Raw genomic sequence first — 13,305 nt, 5'->3', positions numbered from 1 at the left:
GCCAGCTGATGCGGTTCGCAAAGCCCAATGATATTGGGCATATTAGGGGGCAAAATTCAGCCTCCAAGACACTACGTCGGCAGCAGTGTGGCAGCTCGTTCTCTCTTCATGATGGCGAATCCATTCTGTAATGAAATTTCCTCCATGCTTTCTGTTTGCACCCGAGCGCTCAGCCCGTGAGTGCTCCACCCTCGCACCATCCATACTCCATGCATTCATCGACCTCCCGGCTTCCGGAACTCGATTTTCTCCGCGGTCTCGCATTGCTGATCATTGTCGTCGATCACGTCAGCGGCAGCGTCGTGTCGCACATTACGTTGCACACGTATGCACTTTGCGACGCTGCTGAAGTGTTTGTGTTTCTCGCGGGCTACTCGACAGCGACCGCGTGGACGGCTCTGGCAGCGTACCGTGACAAAGCGGCCGCGCGTAGGTGGTTTGTCAAACGAGCGTGGGTGATCTATCGGGCATTTCTTTTCACGGCTGGCTTACTGCTGCTGGCGAGCGCTGTCTTGCGCGCGTTCCACATCGAAACGCCGCAAACGGCACGCGATCTGCAGCAATTGATTGCGTCGCCGGCAACGGTGCTGTGCGATATCGTGCTGTTACGCCGTCAACCATATCTTGCGTCGGTGCTGCCGATGTACGTACTCTTCGCGCTGGCAGCACCGGTGATGGTACCGCTCGCGCGCGAGCGCCCGTGGCTACTTGTAGCGCTATCGTTTGGGCTCTGGGTGGTCGCGGGAACTTTATATTGGTATCTTCCCGCCGCACCGAACAACCGATGGGATTTCAACCCGTTCGCCTGGCAACTGGTATTTGTGCTCGGCGCACTCGCGCGCTGTCAGCCCGTTTATCAACACATCAATTCCGCGCGCTTCGGCTGGATCGCGTGGCTTGCAGCGATCGCGATCATCGCCTCTGGTGCCTATTACAAGCTCAGGATCGAGCCCTCAACGCCGGGCATCATGAAGCGGGACCTCGAATGGCCGCGCGCGGTGAATTTCATCGCGCTGGCGTGGCTGGTCGCCGATCTCGTCCGCCGTGGCTGGATACGACACGCTGCTGACAGGGCACCGTGGGTCGGAGCGATCGGCCGCAGGAGCCTGCCGTGCTTCGTCGCCGGCACCGTAGTTTCGCTGAGCGCCGATGCCGTGTTGGCCAGGACAACCGGCGGCCAGCATGACGTGTCGCTGGGTCTCGCTGCGGACGCAGTGGCAATCCTGTCCGTATTTGCCGTTGCCTCACTCGCGAGCCTGCCGGCCCGCGCGCAGACGACACGCTTGAGGAAAAGGCTCCGCCTGTAGACCCATTAGCCGTCGGATAGCATCATGCGCAAAGCCGGTTCCTTGCGGCTCTTGAGTTTGAGCTGGGACTGAATAATGCTTCGCTGATTCTCCTCGCAGAAGCCCCGCGCACGGCTCGGGGGTGATGTGGCTCACTTTGCACTAAACGTTGATGCCATGTCGGAAAGCCGCGGCATTAAGGGTAATGCCGTTCAGTTAAGGTCTTTTTTAGAGACCGTTTCCAAAAGACTGCTCGGCACGTCTGAAGATGTTCCAGCAGACGAGCGAGCAACCAAGTTTAAGGAATGCCTCGTGAATGTCGGCTCGACGCTCAAAGCGAATGCGAAGACGACGAAAATTGTGCAGCCATGCGTGAGTCCGCTCGACCACCCAGCGGAATTTGCCGAGTCCGCTACCGTGTTCCGTACGGCGCCTGGCGATCACCGGTTCGATACCGCGCGCACGAAGCCGCTCACGATGCGGCTCGGAGTCGTAGCCGCGATCTGCGTAGATGACCTTGGGCTTGCGAAGCGGTCGGCCGCGTACGCCGCGAATGGGCGGGATCGCGTCAATGAGCGGCAGCAACTGGGTAACGTCGTTACGATTCGCGCCAGTCAGGATTGCACTGATGGGCACGCCGTTGGCGTCGACGAGGATGTGATGCTTCGAACCTGGTCGCGAGCGATCGGTGGGGTTCGGGCCAGTTTTTCGCCCGCCCCAACGGCTCGCACCGAGGATGAATCGACCGCTGCCCGTGAGAAATCGAGTTCGCCGGCCTCGCGTAACTTGGCGAGCAGCAACTCGTGCAACGCGCTCCACACGCCGGCCTTTTGCCAGTCGCGCAAACGCCTCCAGCAGGTCGGCCCCGATCCGAATCCCAGCTTGGTTGAAAGGTCGCACCAGCGTATTCCGGTCTTGAATACGAACAGGATGCCGTTCAGCGCAGCCCGGTCTGAAATCGGAAGCCGCCCCGGGTATTTCTTGCGACGCGGCTTCGGCGGCGGTAGCAAAGGTTCGATCAATGCCCACAGTTCGTCATCAATGATCGGTGCGCCCATCCCCTTGGTTCCAGTTGTTCAGACGACCAAGGTTAACAGCTTGCCGAAAAGGTTAACAGCCCCCTTGGGGTCTTTTTGAAATGGTCTCTTAAGGTGCCGAACGGAGTAACGCGAGGGGCGGGACTTGACGACCCGGTCGCATGCGCGGCCGGGTCGTTTTTCGTGTGCGCCCAGCATGGGCGCACTCCTGCGGGTGCAAGTCCCACCATAAGCTGACCACGGCGAATGAAGTGAAGCGCAACTGCATGAGGGCGACCGAGTGTGGGGAGGAAGCGTGGAGCGTAAATCGCGAGCCGATGAACAAGAACTGCATAGAAGGCGCTGCCGAGCAGGGCGAGCGGGCATGAAACCGCAAAGCTCTCGTGATCAAGGCGAAGCGGCGTAGATGCGGCGGTTGTGCGATGAAGGAGTGCGTTCTTACCTGGGGACGCCTCGCCTCTTGCCTGAAAGGGCGACGGTGTCGAACCGGAGCGAGGTCTCAGCAGAGGTCATAGTAGTCACAGGACAGGCCGGTGAGGCTGAAGCTGGTGGCGAAGGACCGAACGGGAAGGAGTGTTTAACGACATGCCGACGCAACAGGCAATGCGTCAGATGCCCGCGCGAGCGGTGGCAGCGCGCGGTGAAGCTGCGCGTGAAGCCGGGAGCGACGAAGCCTGTGGCTCGCGGCATGAGACGAGAGACACAGGATCGGCGCTGCTGGAAGCAGCGCTGACGAGAGAGAACCTGCGGCAGGCGCTTAGACGGGTGCGGACCAACAAGGGTGCGCCGGGTGTCGACGGGCTGGACATTGACCAGACTGCGCGACACCTGGTGACAGCCTGGCCGGCAATACGGGAGCAACTGCTGGGGGGGGGCGTACCGGCCGATGCCGGTGCGACGGGTGACGATTCCGAAACCGGATGGTGGCGAGCGCGAGCTGGGCATCCCAGCTTCACCGTCCGGGTCAGGGTCGATGCCTTCGCGATCACACTCGATGGCCAAATGCCTTCTTCGCTGATCTTGGGCTGTTCACGATGTCCGAGGCCCTTCGATTGGCGCGCCAATCCCGATGTGGAAACAACTGACTGGAGAGCCCGTCGCGGGAAAACTGCACACCGGGTTCGGAGGGAGGGGACGGCGATCGCCGTTTCCTACCCCTATCCGACGACCCGTTGCAGCCAGTCGATCCCTGGTACCGTAGGGGCTGCTTTTGGGGTGCAACGGTCACTTGCCGCTCGGTTAGCATGGCAAATCCAGGGCAACTACGATCGTCGACGCACGGTCTGGTGGCATCCTCCGCGCTCTCCGGAATACGTCGGCTCAGGGGAGGTATCCGGGAGAACGGGGAAGGCCAAAGAGCCATTCAACAGGCTGCGCTGGCGTGGTGCGAATCGTTGCTGGACGGCGGCCAGCACTACGCCGCGCGCGACGTCATCCCGACTCAATGGGCGCCAAGCCAATCCTTGACGTAACCGGCAACATCCTGCCAATTCTTGTCCACGGTCAGCCCATGGCATTGGCCCGGGAACTGATGGAAGTCCGTCACCGAGGAGGGGTCGCTGTATTTCTTGAAGTTCTTGAGATTCAGCGCGGCCGGGATGATGTGATCGTCCTCGCCGGCAATGATCAGCAGTGGTCCGTGCGGCTTGCTGAAATCGATCTTCGCGACTTCCGAGCTGGTTCCGCGTCCCACCCGACGTGACTCGGGTACCACATGCTCCTGGTATAGCGCCTGCGCCTCGTCCTGCGGCAAGCAATTGGAAAAGGCATACTGGAAGTCGCCGAACGATGGCGCCACCGGTTGGTTGATGTCCGCGAGGGGGTTGATCACCGCCCAGTTGCTCTTGATGAAGGACCCCCTGAATACGATCAGCCCCGACGGCGGCGCCGAATCGATCGCCACGGCCTTCGCCGCCAACCCTTCCGACAACAGCTTCTGAGCCACCAGGCCGCCCATGGAGTGGCCGATCACGATGGGCTTCTCCGGCAACTGGCGCAGCACTTCCCTGTAGCTCTCGATGACCTGATCCAACGTCAGTTTGCCCAGTTCGGCTTGGGCTTCCGGCGTCCATTGCTGCCTGATCGGACCAACGTGCAGCGGCCATGCCGGCGCTATCGTGGTGTAGCCCTGCTGCTGGAAATACGCCTGCCACTTGTCCCAGGCCCTGGGCGTCATGAACATGCCGTGAATGAACACGACCGTCTTCGGATGAGAAACAGGCTGCGCGCCGGGATCAGGCGACGCTGCGCTGGTCGGCGGCACATCGGGCACGCCCCCCGAACCAGCGGACTGCGCGGAGGCCGGACCAGCCGTGATCAGGCCGGCAAGCATCATCGAGCAGCAAAGGAGCTTCGACATCTGCATCCGGGTCTTACCTTGATTGAAAGTATGCGATCCACGAACGACGCCCCTCAGAGTAAGGTGGCGGAGCGCGTGAGGTGTGGTAGTGATGCGGGTCAGCGGAGGTCGGCCGGCATTTTCCAGGGAAGCAACGCGTCGTAGTCGTCGACGGTCTTCGCCATAGGCAGGCGCTGGAACAGCCAGGTGAGGTACCGGTAGGGATCGATGCTGTTTGCTTTGCAGGTTTCGACGAGCGTATAGAGATTGGCGCTCGCGTTCGCGCCTCCGACGGTGTCCGAGAACAGCCATCCGCGGCGCCCCACGCAGAGTGGTCGAATCGCATTCTCAACAGCGTTGTTCGAGATAGGCCAGTCGCCGTTCTCGACGTAACGGATGAGCTTGGGCCACTGCGCGCGCAGGTAAGTCAGTCCCTTGCCGAGCAGGCTTTTCGGTACGACGCCGGGCGATTGCTCGAGCATCAGCGCGTGGATGGCATTGAGTACGCGCGCGCTGTATCGTCGTCGCAACCGCTGTCGTCGCTGTGCGCTCCACGTCGTACTGCGCGTCTCGGCCGCGAACAGCTTGCCGATCAATTTGATGAAGCGCGTCGCCAACAGATCGGGCGTTCGGGCAGCCTTTGGTACGCTGTCCTCTGCTTTGACGAAGTACCGTCTCAGGTGAACCCAGCATCCAAGGTGCACGAGCTGGTGACGCCGGGCAATGTCGTTGTAGGGCTCGTAGCCATCGGTCATCATGACCGCGCCCTCGCGGATCCCGGTGAACAGCTTGTCGGCCAACCTGGTGCCACGCCCCGGTGTATAGGTGAAGCATCGGATGGGCACGCCCGAATCGGTCATCTGCGCCCAGAGATAACTCTTCGTTTGCGGTCGACGGCCCTTTTCCTTCAACACCTGGAGTGTCGTCTCGTCGCAGTAGATCAGCTCGGCATCGAGCAACGCATCGCGCATCAGGTTGATCACGGGTTGCGTTCCGAGACCCACACGGACCATGCTCGCAGCAATCGTGTTCGACGAGATGTCGCCGCCGAAGCGGCGTAGCAGACCGGCCTGGCGATACAGTGGCATCCCGAACTGATACTTGCCGGCGGCGATCCATGCAAGCGCCGATTCGCTCAACAGGCCGCGAGGGATGATGCGAGGCGGCGCCGGCGTCACCTTGATGCCGAGATCGCAGCACGGACACGCATATTTGACGCGTTGGTGCTGGATCACGCGAAGCTGCTCCGGAATCACGTCGAGCTGCTCGCTGATCTCCACGCCAAACTCGACGAGCGCGTGACCATCGTTCATGCAGAAGCGTTCAGCCTCAGGCAGCTCGTGCCGCACCACGTCGCGCGGCAGGTTGGGATCAAGCGGCTTGCGATGGCCCCGCTTCTTGCGCGTATGTGCGCCGACCGTCGATTCTGGCGTATCTTCCTGAGCAGGTGAGCTGCTCGCGCCGAGCACCTCGGCTTCGTTGAACAGGCCGGGTTGATCCGAATCTCGTGCCTCGCTCTTTGCGCCAAACAACTCGTGACGGTAGGCCCGGAGTCGTTCCTCGGCGAGATCGCGTTCCGCTGTCACGAGCCGCAGGGCGCCGCGTAATGCCTCCTGTTCTTCTCGCAACGCACGAGCGGCATCGCGTTCGGCGAGCAGCTCTTTCAGTTCGTCGGCGGTGATCGTGACGTTGACCGGCATGCTGGGTTAGACCAGCACACCGTCTGCCTGTTCAGCTCACACGCAGATATTCCTGCTTCGGATGTCGTCGAATTGTAGTGATGTCATCGCCATCGAGCAGTGCGTGCAGCACGTTGGTCGTCATCGTCACGACCTCAGCCTTGTTGTCGGGCCAGATGAAACGGCTGGCCTCCAATCGTTTCATCATCAGCCAGAAACCGCTGCCGTCCCAGCCAAGGATCTTGATCCTGTCGCGACGCCGGTTTCCGAAGATGTAAAGCGACGAGTCCATCGGATTCAGGCGCATCGACTGTTCAACGAGAATCGACAGGCTGTTCATGCCGTACCGGAAGTCGACAGGATCGCGGTGCAGATACACCTTCAGATTGTCGTCGAACCGGAACACGGCATCCTCCCAAGGATCTGAACCAGGGTTGTCAGTTCATCAATGGTCGCGATGGCTTTGCCCAGTTCGAGTTCGACACCGTTCGAGAGATGCACATGCAGCGTGAGCGTCATCGATGGGGGCGGCGGTGTGGCCGCAGGCGGTACCGCAACGACAGGTACGAACGCAGGTGGTGGTGCCGCGGCAACGACGAGTTGGTGAGAACTCGGAGGATCGATCGCCAGGCTGTCAGTCGCATCACCCGAATGCGGCAAGTAGTCGTCGCCGTTATCCTGCGGCGTCGGCGAGACGCCTTTCTCGCGCTCCATCAGGTATTTCGTGATCCACTTGCGCAGCAGGTTGGCGTTGATCCCGTGCTCTTGCGCCATGCGGGCCACCGAGACGCCGGGGCGTAACGCCGCCTCGATCAATGCTCGTTTGCCATTTTCATCGTAGCGGCGACGGCCGTCGCTGCTTTGCCGAACTACTCTCAGCTCTGAGTCTTTGTCAGCCATAGGTGTCCACCTCACAAATAGGTGGACACCTATGCTCCTCGCTCAGAGTGCTGTTGGGTAGACGTCGATAGTGGATCGCTTACGATTGAAATCGAACATGAAATTCCCTTCGTATAAATTCCGACGCCACAATGCGGTCGAAAAATAATCTTTGACATCCGAACCATTCCGCGTAAATGATGCGTCCATGATAATGATCCAACGAGGACGTGACATGGCACAAAGGCCGGATTTATTTGCTGAAACGCCGATAGATTCGGATGTTCGGGCAGACCCCTTTGCCTTCCAGCGCGATGCTTTTTCGGACGTGCTGGAGTTGATTCGCGTGCGCGGCAATACGGTCTTCACCTGCGCGGCGTCGGCGCCTTTCGGCATGCGGTTTCCCTCAGGCAAATGCCGCCTGCGCATTGTCAGAAGCGGGAACGTCTCGATAGAAGTAGAGGGGAACAAGGAGCGATATACGGCCTCCCAGGGTGACCTGATCATGTTGATGCATGGCCATGGGCACGTCATCGCTGACCGCCCGGGGCGCCCGGCCAAGCTTCTCGCTGACCTTGCGCGGCAGCACTACGACCGGGAGCGCCTGACGCTCGGAACGGGAGACACGACCTGGCTGTGTGGGGACTTCGGTTTCGACGGCGTGTTGTCGCAACGCTTGCTGTCCATGCTGCCGCCGATCCTGATCCTCAAGGGGCTGCGGGAACGGCCTTTCGAATGGCTGGACCTGAGCTGCCATTTCATTCTCGACGAGGCGTTGAATCCGCGCGCGGGCGCCGCCGCGATGATCTCGCGACTTCCCGACGTCATCTTTGTTCAGTTGTTGCGCACCTGGGCGACGGACGGCGGAGTCGGTCTGGGTTGGCTCTCCGGCGCGATCGATGCCCGCATCAATCCCGCGATGTCTGCCATTCACGCGGACCCCAGCCGCGCATGGACCGTCAGCGACCTCGCAGCGTTGTCGAATCTGTCCCGGTCGGCTTTCGCGGACCGGTTGCAACGGGTGGTAGGACAAGCGCCGCTGAGCTACCTGACGACGTGGCGCCTGGACCGGGCCGCGGAATTGTTGCGGTATAGCCGCGCACCGATATCCGATGTCGCGAATCGCGTGGGCTACAAGTCGGAGGCAGCATTTAGCCGGGCGTTCAAGGGAAGATACGAGATGTCGCCGATGCAGTGGCGAAAATGCGCTGCCAACTGAGTTTGCCCGGGTTGGCGCGAGGTTGAGTGGACGACCCGATAGTCGTCTCACGGGTGACGGTCAACCTCACGACGATTTTTCGCCGCGTCGGGTGCAACCGCTGAAGTTTGGTGATCGACGCGAACCCGTAGCTGCCGGTGGCACTTCGCCATCCCAGAGGCCGGTATTCAAGTGAAGCCGGCGTTTGAATAACAATTTCCAGGCGATACTGAACGGCGCTTCCTGGCGGACAACGGCGGTTCGGTTCCGGTACCGCGCGGTGATAATCATTGAAAGGCCTCCTGGCCGCCCAAAGAAGGGGCGGCCAGGGTCTACAGTTGAGATGCCAAGCTCAACCGACCCGTTCAGGAGGCTGAAATGAAGTATAGCGGCATTGATCTGCACTCGAATAACGCGGTGGTCGCCGTGATCGACGATCAGGACCGGGTGCTCTATTGCAAGCGACTGGCCAATGACCTGTCATCAATCATCGCGGTTCTCGCGCCATTCCACGAGGACCTGCAAGGGGGCGTGTTGGAATCCACGTATTATGGACGGCCCGGGATTATGCACGGTTTGGCGGGCATTCCGAGGTGCGACGCCTAATTCCTCAGGATGCCTGGTAGCGCCTCACCATCGATTGACTTTCCATAACAGATACTGCTCTTCTCAGACGGCTTCACCGCCGTCACTCAGGAGAGCGATCATGATCAGGAAAGTCGTGTCTGAAGTCGTCGCGTGCAAACGTGCACGGTACGGCGCACTCGAACCCGTCGTTGGGGCTTTCGAGGACTACCTGGTCCGACGCGGATATGCGGGCATTACTGTAGGGAACTACCTGCAATGCGCGTCGCACTTCGGGCGGTGGCTGACTTCGCAGCGCATCCCGCTTGATCACATCGATGAGGCGGCACTACATCGCTTTCTTACGGTGCACCTTCCGGTCTGCCACTGCTGCAAGCCAAGTCCACGCACCTTCGCTAACCTTCGCCGCGCGCTCCGTAATCTGCTTCGCATGTTGCGTGCGGAGGGCATCATTCCGCCGAGGTCAGTGCCGGCTTCCAGGTTCGTACACGATGAGCTTCAGCACTTTGACGCGTATCTCAAGGATGTTCAGGGTCTGGCATCGGCAACGCGCCTTTACCGTCTGCGCTACGTGCGTGAATTCCTCCTTGCCCGGTTTGGGTGGGGGCCGTGCGCTTGAACGCATTAAGCCCGATGACATCTACCGATTCGTGACTGATCGCGCCGAAGGCTGTCAACCCCGGACTGCGGGAATCATTGGCGACTGTTTGCGAAGTTATTTGCGTTTCCGTCGAATACAGGGAGATCCTACCGAACCCCTTATTTCTGCAGTCCCCAGAGTTGCTTACTGGCGCCTCGCGGCGTTGCCGGATTCTCTTACCGATTCAGAACTTGCGGCGTTGGTGAAATCGTTCGATCGTACGCGTCCGACCGGCCGGCGCGATTACGCGATCGTCCGCTGTCTCGTGGACCTGGGTCTGCGAGCAAGCGAAGTAGCGTCTATCCAGCTCGATGACCTGGACTGGCGAGAAGGCACGCTCCGGATTGCGAAAGCGAAAACAAAGCGCACAACTCTTCTGCCGTTGCCTGTGGAGACGGGGCGAGCGATCTCCGACTACCTCCGCTTCGGGCGCCCCAGCACGGCTAGCCGCGCACTGTTTGTACGCCACCGCGCTCCGCGCGATGAACCGGTAGGGCCGAGCCTCGTGCGCAACGCCGTACGCTGCGCCTACGCCCGGTGCGGCCAGGCTGAGCGGTGGACTGGAACCCACGTGCTCCGCCATTCTGTCGCTTCGAGGTTACTCAGGGAAGGGGCGAGTCTCAAGGACATCGCCGATCTACTGCGCCACCGCAGCGTCAACACGACGACGATCTATCTCAAAGTCGATCTGCCCCGGCTCAACGCCGTTGCATTGCCCTGGCCTGGGAGACGAACATGAAGGCCGCCCCAACGATGGTGTCTCTGGTCGAGTGCTATCTTGAACGCCGGCGGCGACTTGGCTTTGCTCTTCAAAGTGAGGAACAGCGTCTGATGTGCTTTGCACGCTTCGCTGATCAAATTGGCCACAGCGGTCCGATCACGGTGGAACTGGCTTTGCGTTGGGCCTGTTCGTCCAGCCGCTCCACAGCCGCCACCAGGGCAGGTCGGTTGAAGATCTTGAGCCCATTTGCCAAGTACCGCCTGCAGTTCGATCCCGCCACCGAAATTGCATCTTCCGGACTCTGTGGACCAGGATACCGACGGTTGACACCGCATATTTATTCGGAAGAGGAAATCGAGACGTTATTGGATACTGCTCGACAACTTCCGCCCACGGGTGGCCTGCGTCCAGTTACCTGTGAAACCGTCTTCGGTCTGCTCGCGGCCACGGGTTTGCGCATCTCGGAGGCGTTGGCACTTCGGCGCGAGGACGTCAACCTCGAACGCAGCCTCCTCACGATTCGTCAGAGCAAGTTTCGTAAAGCCCGCCAGGTTCCTCTACATCCGACCACCACCGAAGCCCTCCGCGCCTATGCCTGTATTCGGGATAAAAGGCTGCCCGCGTCGACGACCGAAGCGTTCTTCGTGTCCGACTGCGGAAGGCCAGTGAACTATCGGCAGATCGCATATGCCTTCGCCCGTCTTCGAGTCCAGCTCGGATGGCAAGCCCGGGGAGGTCACCCGCACCCGCGCATCCACGACTTGAGGCACAGCTTTATCTGCCGACGTCTTATCGGCTGGTATCAGGAGGGGATCGATGTCGGTAATGCGATGCTGGTGCTCTCCACCTACGTCGGACATACCCAGGTCACCGACACGTTCTGGTATGTAACGGCAATACCTGAGCTGATGACCATCGCAGGCGATCGCTTCGAGCACTTCGCTCAAGGAGGCAATCATGCTTGACCCGAACCCATCACCGACGTTTCCGCAATTGCTGCAGCAGTTCTTTATGGAGCGCCTGATACAACAGCGTAATGCGAGCCCGCGAACGGTAGCGGCTTACCGAGACACCATGAGGCTGCTGCTCCAATTTACAGAACAGCGATTGCATCGGAGACCTGAACGCCTGGAACTCAGCGACATCGATGCACCCCTGGTTCTTCAGTTCCTCGACCACCTCGAAGCGGCCCGCCACAATAGCATCCGTAGTCGCAACCTTCGGCTTGCCGCCATTCGCTCGTTTCTGCGCTATGCTGCGTCCCGAGTACCAGAGTCGCTGGGCACAATTCAGCAGGTGCTCGCGATCCCGATGAAACGTTATGAGCGCCCGCTGGTCCGCTTCCTCTCCCGAGAAGAAATATGCGCCTTGCTCGATGCACCTAACCCCAACACATGGTGCGGCCAGCGCGATCGCGTGATGTTGGCGACCCTCTATAACACCGGCGCTCGGGTATCCGAACTCATCGGCATACGCGTCGCCGACGTCGAGCTGGATCGAAGCCCTTCTGTACGTCTTCACGGCAAGGGCCGCAAAGAACGTGCGGTCCCGCTCTGGCGCAGCACCGCAAACCAGATCCGGCTCTGGCTTCGGCAGATTGACGCTTCACCCGGACAGTGGCTCTTTCCAAATCGCTCAGGCGGACCGATGACGCGAACCGGAATAACCGGATCGTCTTAACCTCGCCTACGAGGCTGCGGCAACTCATTGCGTGGGACTCAAGGGCCGACGCATCTCACCGCACCTGGTTCGGCACGCGACTGCCATGCACCTGCTTCAGGCTGGCGTTGACCTTACGGTCATTGCGCTGTGGCTCGGTCACGAGAACCCAGCGACCACGCACATGTACATCGAGGCGGACCTGGCAATGAAGGAAAGAGCCCTCAGTACGCTTCAATTACCTCACAGCAGGCAACACCGATACAGGCCCACTGACCGCGTACTGCAGTTTCTCGAGGGCTTGTGATTATGCACGGCCAAGAACGATTCGCTAACTGAACCCTGCATTGCTCAAGAACTCAAATACGCGCGCGGCACGGTCCATAATTCGATTTATATCGGAACCCACGCCGTGCGCTCCGCTCCACTCAACGGCAAAGCATGCATAATCCCGGGGCGTCCATAATAGGTTCTATAGAAATGTTTCTATAGAACGTTTAACTGGTACTGGCTTGTCGATGGCTTGATGGCCGCGGGCTTTGTCGTCCATTTGGCAAATACCGCCGCCATCAAGCAGTACGAGGGCCTGAAGTACGCAGGCGATGAACGAGATGCTGTGTTTCTCGCCCATATCTTCCGCCTTGGGCTGCTGCCAGAAGGCTACACCTATCCGCCGGAGGAGCGAGGCCTGCGTGATCTCGCTCGCAAGCGCATGCAACTCGTACAGCAGAGCACGCTGAACACCCTCAGTATCGAGAACATCCTGGCCCGGCAGCTGAATCTGCGCCTCAACGCAGAGCAGGTCCGCCATCTCGATAGCGCGGCCGTAACTTCACTAGGTTTGCCGCCCCATATCGAGACTGCCCTGGCGGCAAACCTCGCTGTCGTGCACACTCTGCAAGCACAGATCAGGGTAATCGAGTCGAAACTTCATCGCGAAGTAAAACTGCGTCCCGAGTTCGCGATCCTCAAAACTGCGCCTGGTATCGGAGTCACACTCGCGACCACGATCATGCTGGAGACCGGCACCATAACCCGCTTTCGCACTGTCGGCCAGTTCAGCTCGTACTGTCGGTGCGTAGAAAGCAGGCGCGTCTCGAACGGCAGGAAGAAAGGCGAAGGCAATGCCAAAAACGGCAACAAGTACCTCTCCTGGTGCGTATTTCGGCGAAGCCGAACACGGATTTCGGTTGAAGTCGAACAGGGTTTCCGGAGGAAGGTGAACAGCCGTTTCGCTTGAAGTCGAACGGTTTCGGGGAATTCCGGAATCGGTGTTCGGCGCT

At 60.1% G+C, this 13,305-nt stretch carries 14 protein-coding genes and 2 pseudogenes; 10 read left to right on the top strand and 6 right to left on the bottom strand.

The features are described from left to right. Positions 1–209: 209 nt before the first annotated feature. A complete protein-coding gene (locus AB4Y42_RS39890; protein ID WP_368692661.1) occupies positions 210–1,307 on the top strand; it encodes an OpgC domain-containing protein in 1,098 nt (365 codons plus the stop codon). A gap of 207 nt (positions 1,308–1,514) precedes the next feature. Here AB4Y42_RS39890 and AB4Y42_RS39885 read toward each other — a convergent pair whose 3' ends face one another. Both AB4Y42_RS39885 and AB4Y42_RS39880 read right to left on the bottom strand, forming a co-directional pair. Further along, complete coding sequence (locus tag AB4Y42_RS39885) at positions 1,515–2,105, bottom strand: IS5 family transposase (RefSeq protein ID WP_368697360.1); 591 nt, start codon at positions 2,103–2,105, stop codon at positions 1,515–1,517. A gap of 44 nt (positions 2,106–2,149) precedes the next feature. Next, a pseudogene (locus AB4Y42_RS39880) lies at positions 2,150–2,344 on the bottom strand (transposase); the annotation flags it as partial. A gap of 564 nt (positions 2,345–2,908) precedes the next feature. Here AB4Y42_RS39880 and AB4Y42_RS39875 point away from each other — a divergent pair. Then, positions 2,909–3,272, top strand: a pseudogene (locus AB4Y42_RS39875) (group II intron reverse transcriptase/maturase); the annotation flags it as partial. A gap of 492 nt (positions 3,273–3,764) precedes the next feature. Here the strand turns inward: AB4Y42_RS39875 and AB4Y42_RS39870 are convergent. The 4 genes from AB4Y42_RS39870 to AB4Y42_RS39855 form a co-directional block, all read right to left on the bottom strand. Next, complete coding sequence (locus tag AB4Y42_RS39870) at positions 3,765–4,682, bottom strand: alpha/beta hydrolase (protein ID WP_368697359.1); 918 nt, start codon at positions 4,680–4,682, stop codon at positions 3,765–3,767. 98 nt (positions 4,683–4,780) lie between these two features. Beyond that, positions 4,781–6,361 (bottom strand): IS66 family transposase, encoded by a 1,581-nt coding sequence (locus tag AB4Y42_RS39865; protein ID WP_368692971.1) that lies wholly within the window; start codon positions 6,359–6,361, stop codon positions 4,781–4,783. 31 nt (positions 6,362–6,392) lie between these two features. Continuing rightward, entirely contained in the window at positions 6,393–6,746 is a 354-nt protein-coding gene (gene tnpB / locus AB4Y42_RS39860; RefSeq protein ID WP_094296838.1) for an IS66 family insertion sequence element accessory protein TnpB, read from the bottom strand. Next, the gene (locus AB4Y42_RS39855) at positions 6,722–7,240 is read right to left on the bottom strand and encodes a transposase (protein WP_368692972.1); all 519 of its coding nucleotides are present in this window, start codon (positions 7,238–7,240) and stop codon (positions 6,722–6,724) included. Before AB4Y42_RS39855 ends, tnpB begins: the two co-directional genes overlap by 25 nt. A gap of 214 nt (positions 7,241–7,454) precedes the next feature. On the opposite strand from AB4Y42_RS39855, the gene AB4Y42_RS39850 reads away from it, so the two are divergent. From AB4Y42_RS39850 to AB4Y42_RS39815, 8 genes are all read left to right on the top strand, one after another. Next, a complete protein-coding gene (locus AB4Y42_RS39850; protein WP_368692193.1) occupies positions 7,455–8,438 on the top strand; it encodes an AraC family transcriptional regulator in 984 nt (327 codons plus the stop codon). Between the two features lie 357 nt (positions 8,439–8,795). Then, the gene (locus AB4Y42_RS39845) at positions 8,796–9,023 is read left to right on the top strand and encodes a hypothetical protein (protein WP_368697358.1); all 228 of its coding nucleotides are present in this window, start codon (positions 8,796–8,798) and stop codon (positions 9,021–9,023) included. Positions 9,024–9,123: 100 nt separating this feature from the next. Then, the gene (locus AB4Y42_RS39840) at positions 9,124–9,621 is read left to right on the top strand and encodes a site-specific integrase (protein ID WP_368697372.1); all 498 of its coding nucleotides are present in this window, start codon (positions 9,124–9,126) and stop codon (positions 9,619–9,621) included. Beyond that, positions 9,527–10,381: a site-specific integrase gene (locus AB4Y42_RS39835; RefSeq protein WP_368697371.1), complete on the top strand. Its 855-nt coding sequence runs from the start codon at positions 9,527–9,529 to the stop codon at positions 10,379–10,381. Before AB4Y42_RS39840 ends, AB4Y42_RS39835 begins: the two co-directional genes overlap by 95 nt. Next, positions 10,378–11,328 (top strand): tyrosine-type recombinase/integrase, encoded by a 951-nt coding sequence (locus tag AB4Y42_RS39830; protein WP_368692195.1) that lies wholly within the window; start codon positions 10,378–10,380, stop codon positions 11,326–11,328. Before AB4Y42_RS39835 ends, AB4Y42_RS39830 begins: the two co-directional genes overlap by 4 nt. Continuing rightward, positions 11,321–12,043 (top strand): tyrosine-type recombinase/integrase, encoded by a 723-nt coding sequence (locus AB4Y42_RS39825; RefSeq protein WP_368692196.1) that lies wholly within the window; start codon positions 11,321–11,323, stop codon positions 12,041–12,043. Before AB4Y42_RS39830 ends, AB4Y42_RS39825 begins: the two co-directional genes overlap by 8 nt. Before the next feature lie 85 nt (positions 12,044–12,128). Beyond that, positions 12,129–12,329 carry an integrase gene (locus AB4Y42_RS39820; protein ID WP_368697357.1) on the top strand — a complete coding sequence of 67 codons (201 nt, stop codon included), beginning with the start codon at positions 12,129–12,131 and terminating at the stop codon, positions 12,327–12,329. A 219-nt stretch (positions 12,330–12,548) separates the two neighbouring features. Continuing rightward, positions 12,549–13,262 (top strand): transposase, encoded by a 714-nt coding sequence (locus tag AB4Y42_RS39815; RefSeq protein WP_368697356.1) that lies wholly within the window; start codon positions 12,549–12,551, stop codon positions 13,260–13,262. The last annotated feature ends 43 nt before the right edge of the window (positions 13,263–13,305 follow it).

The sequence above is a fragment of the Paraburkholderia sp. EG286B genome, assembly GCF_040965655.1.
GTDB lineage: Bacteria > Pseudomonadota > Gammaproteobacteria > Burkholderiales > Burkholderiaceae > Paraburkholderia.
Note: the sequence above shows the minus strand (reverse complement) of the source record. Positions and strands in the feature narration are given on the sequence as shown.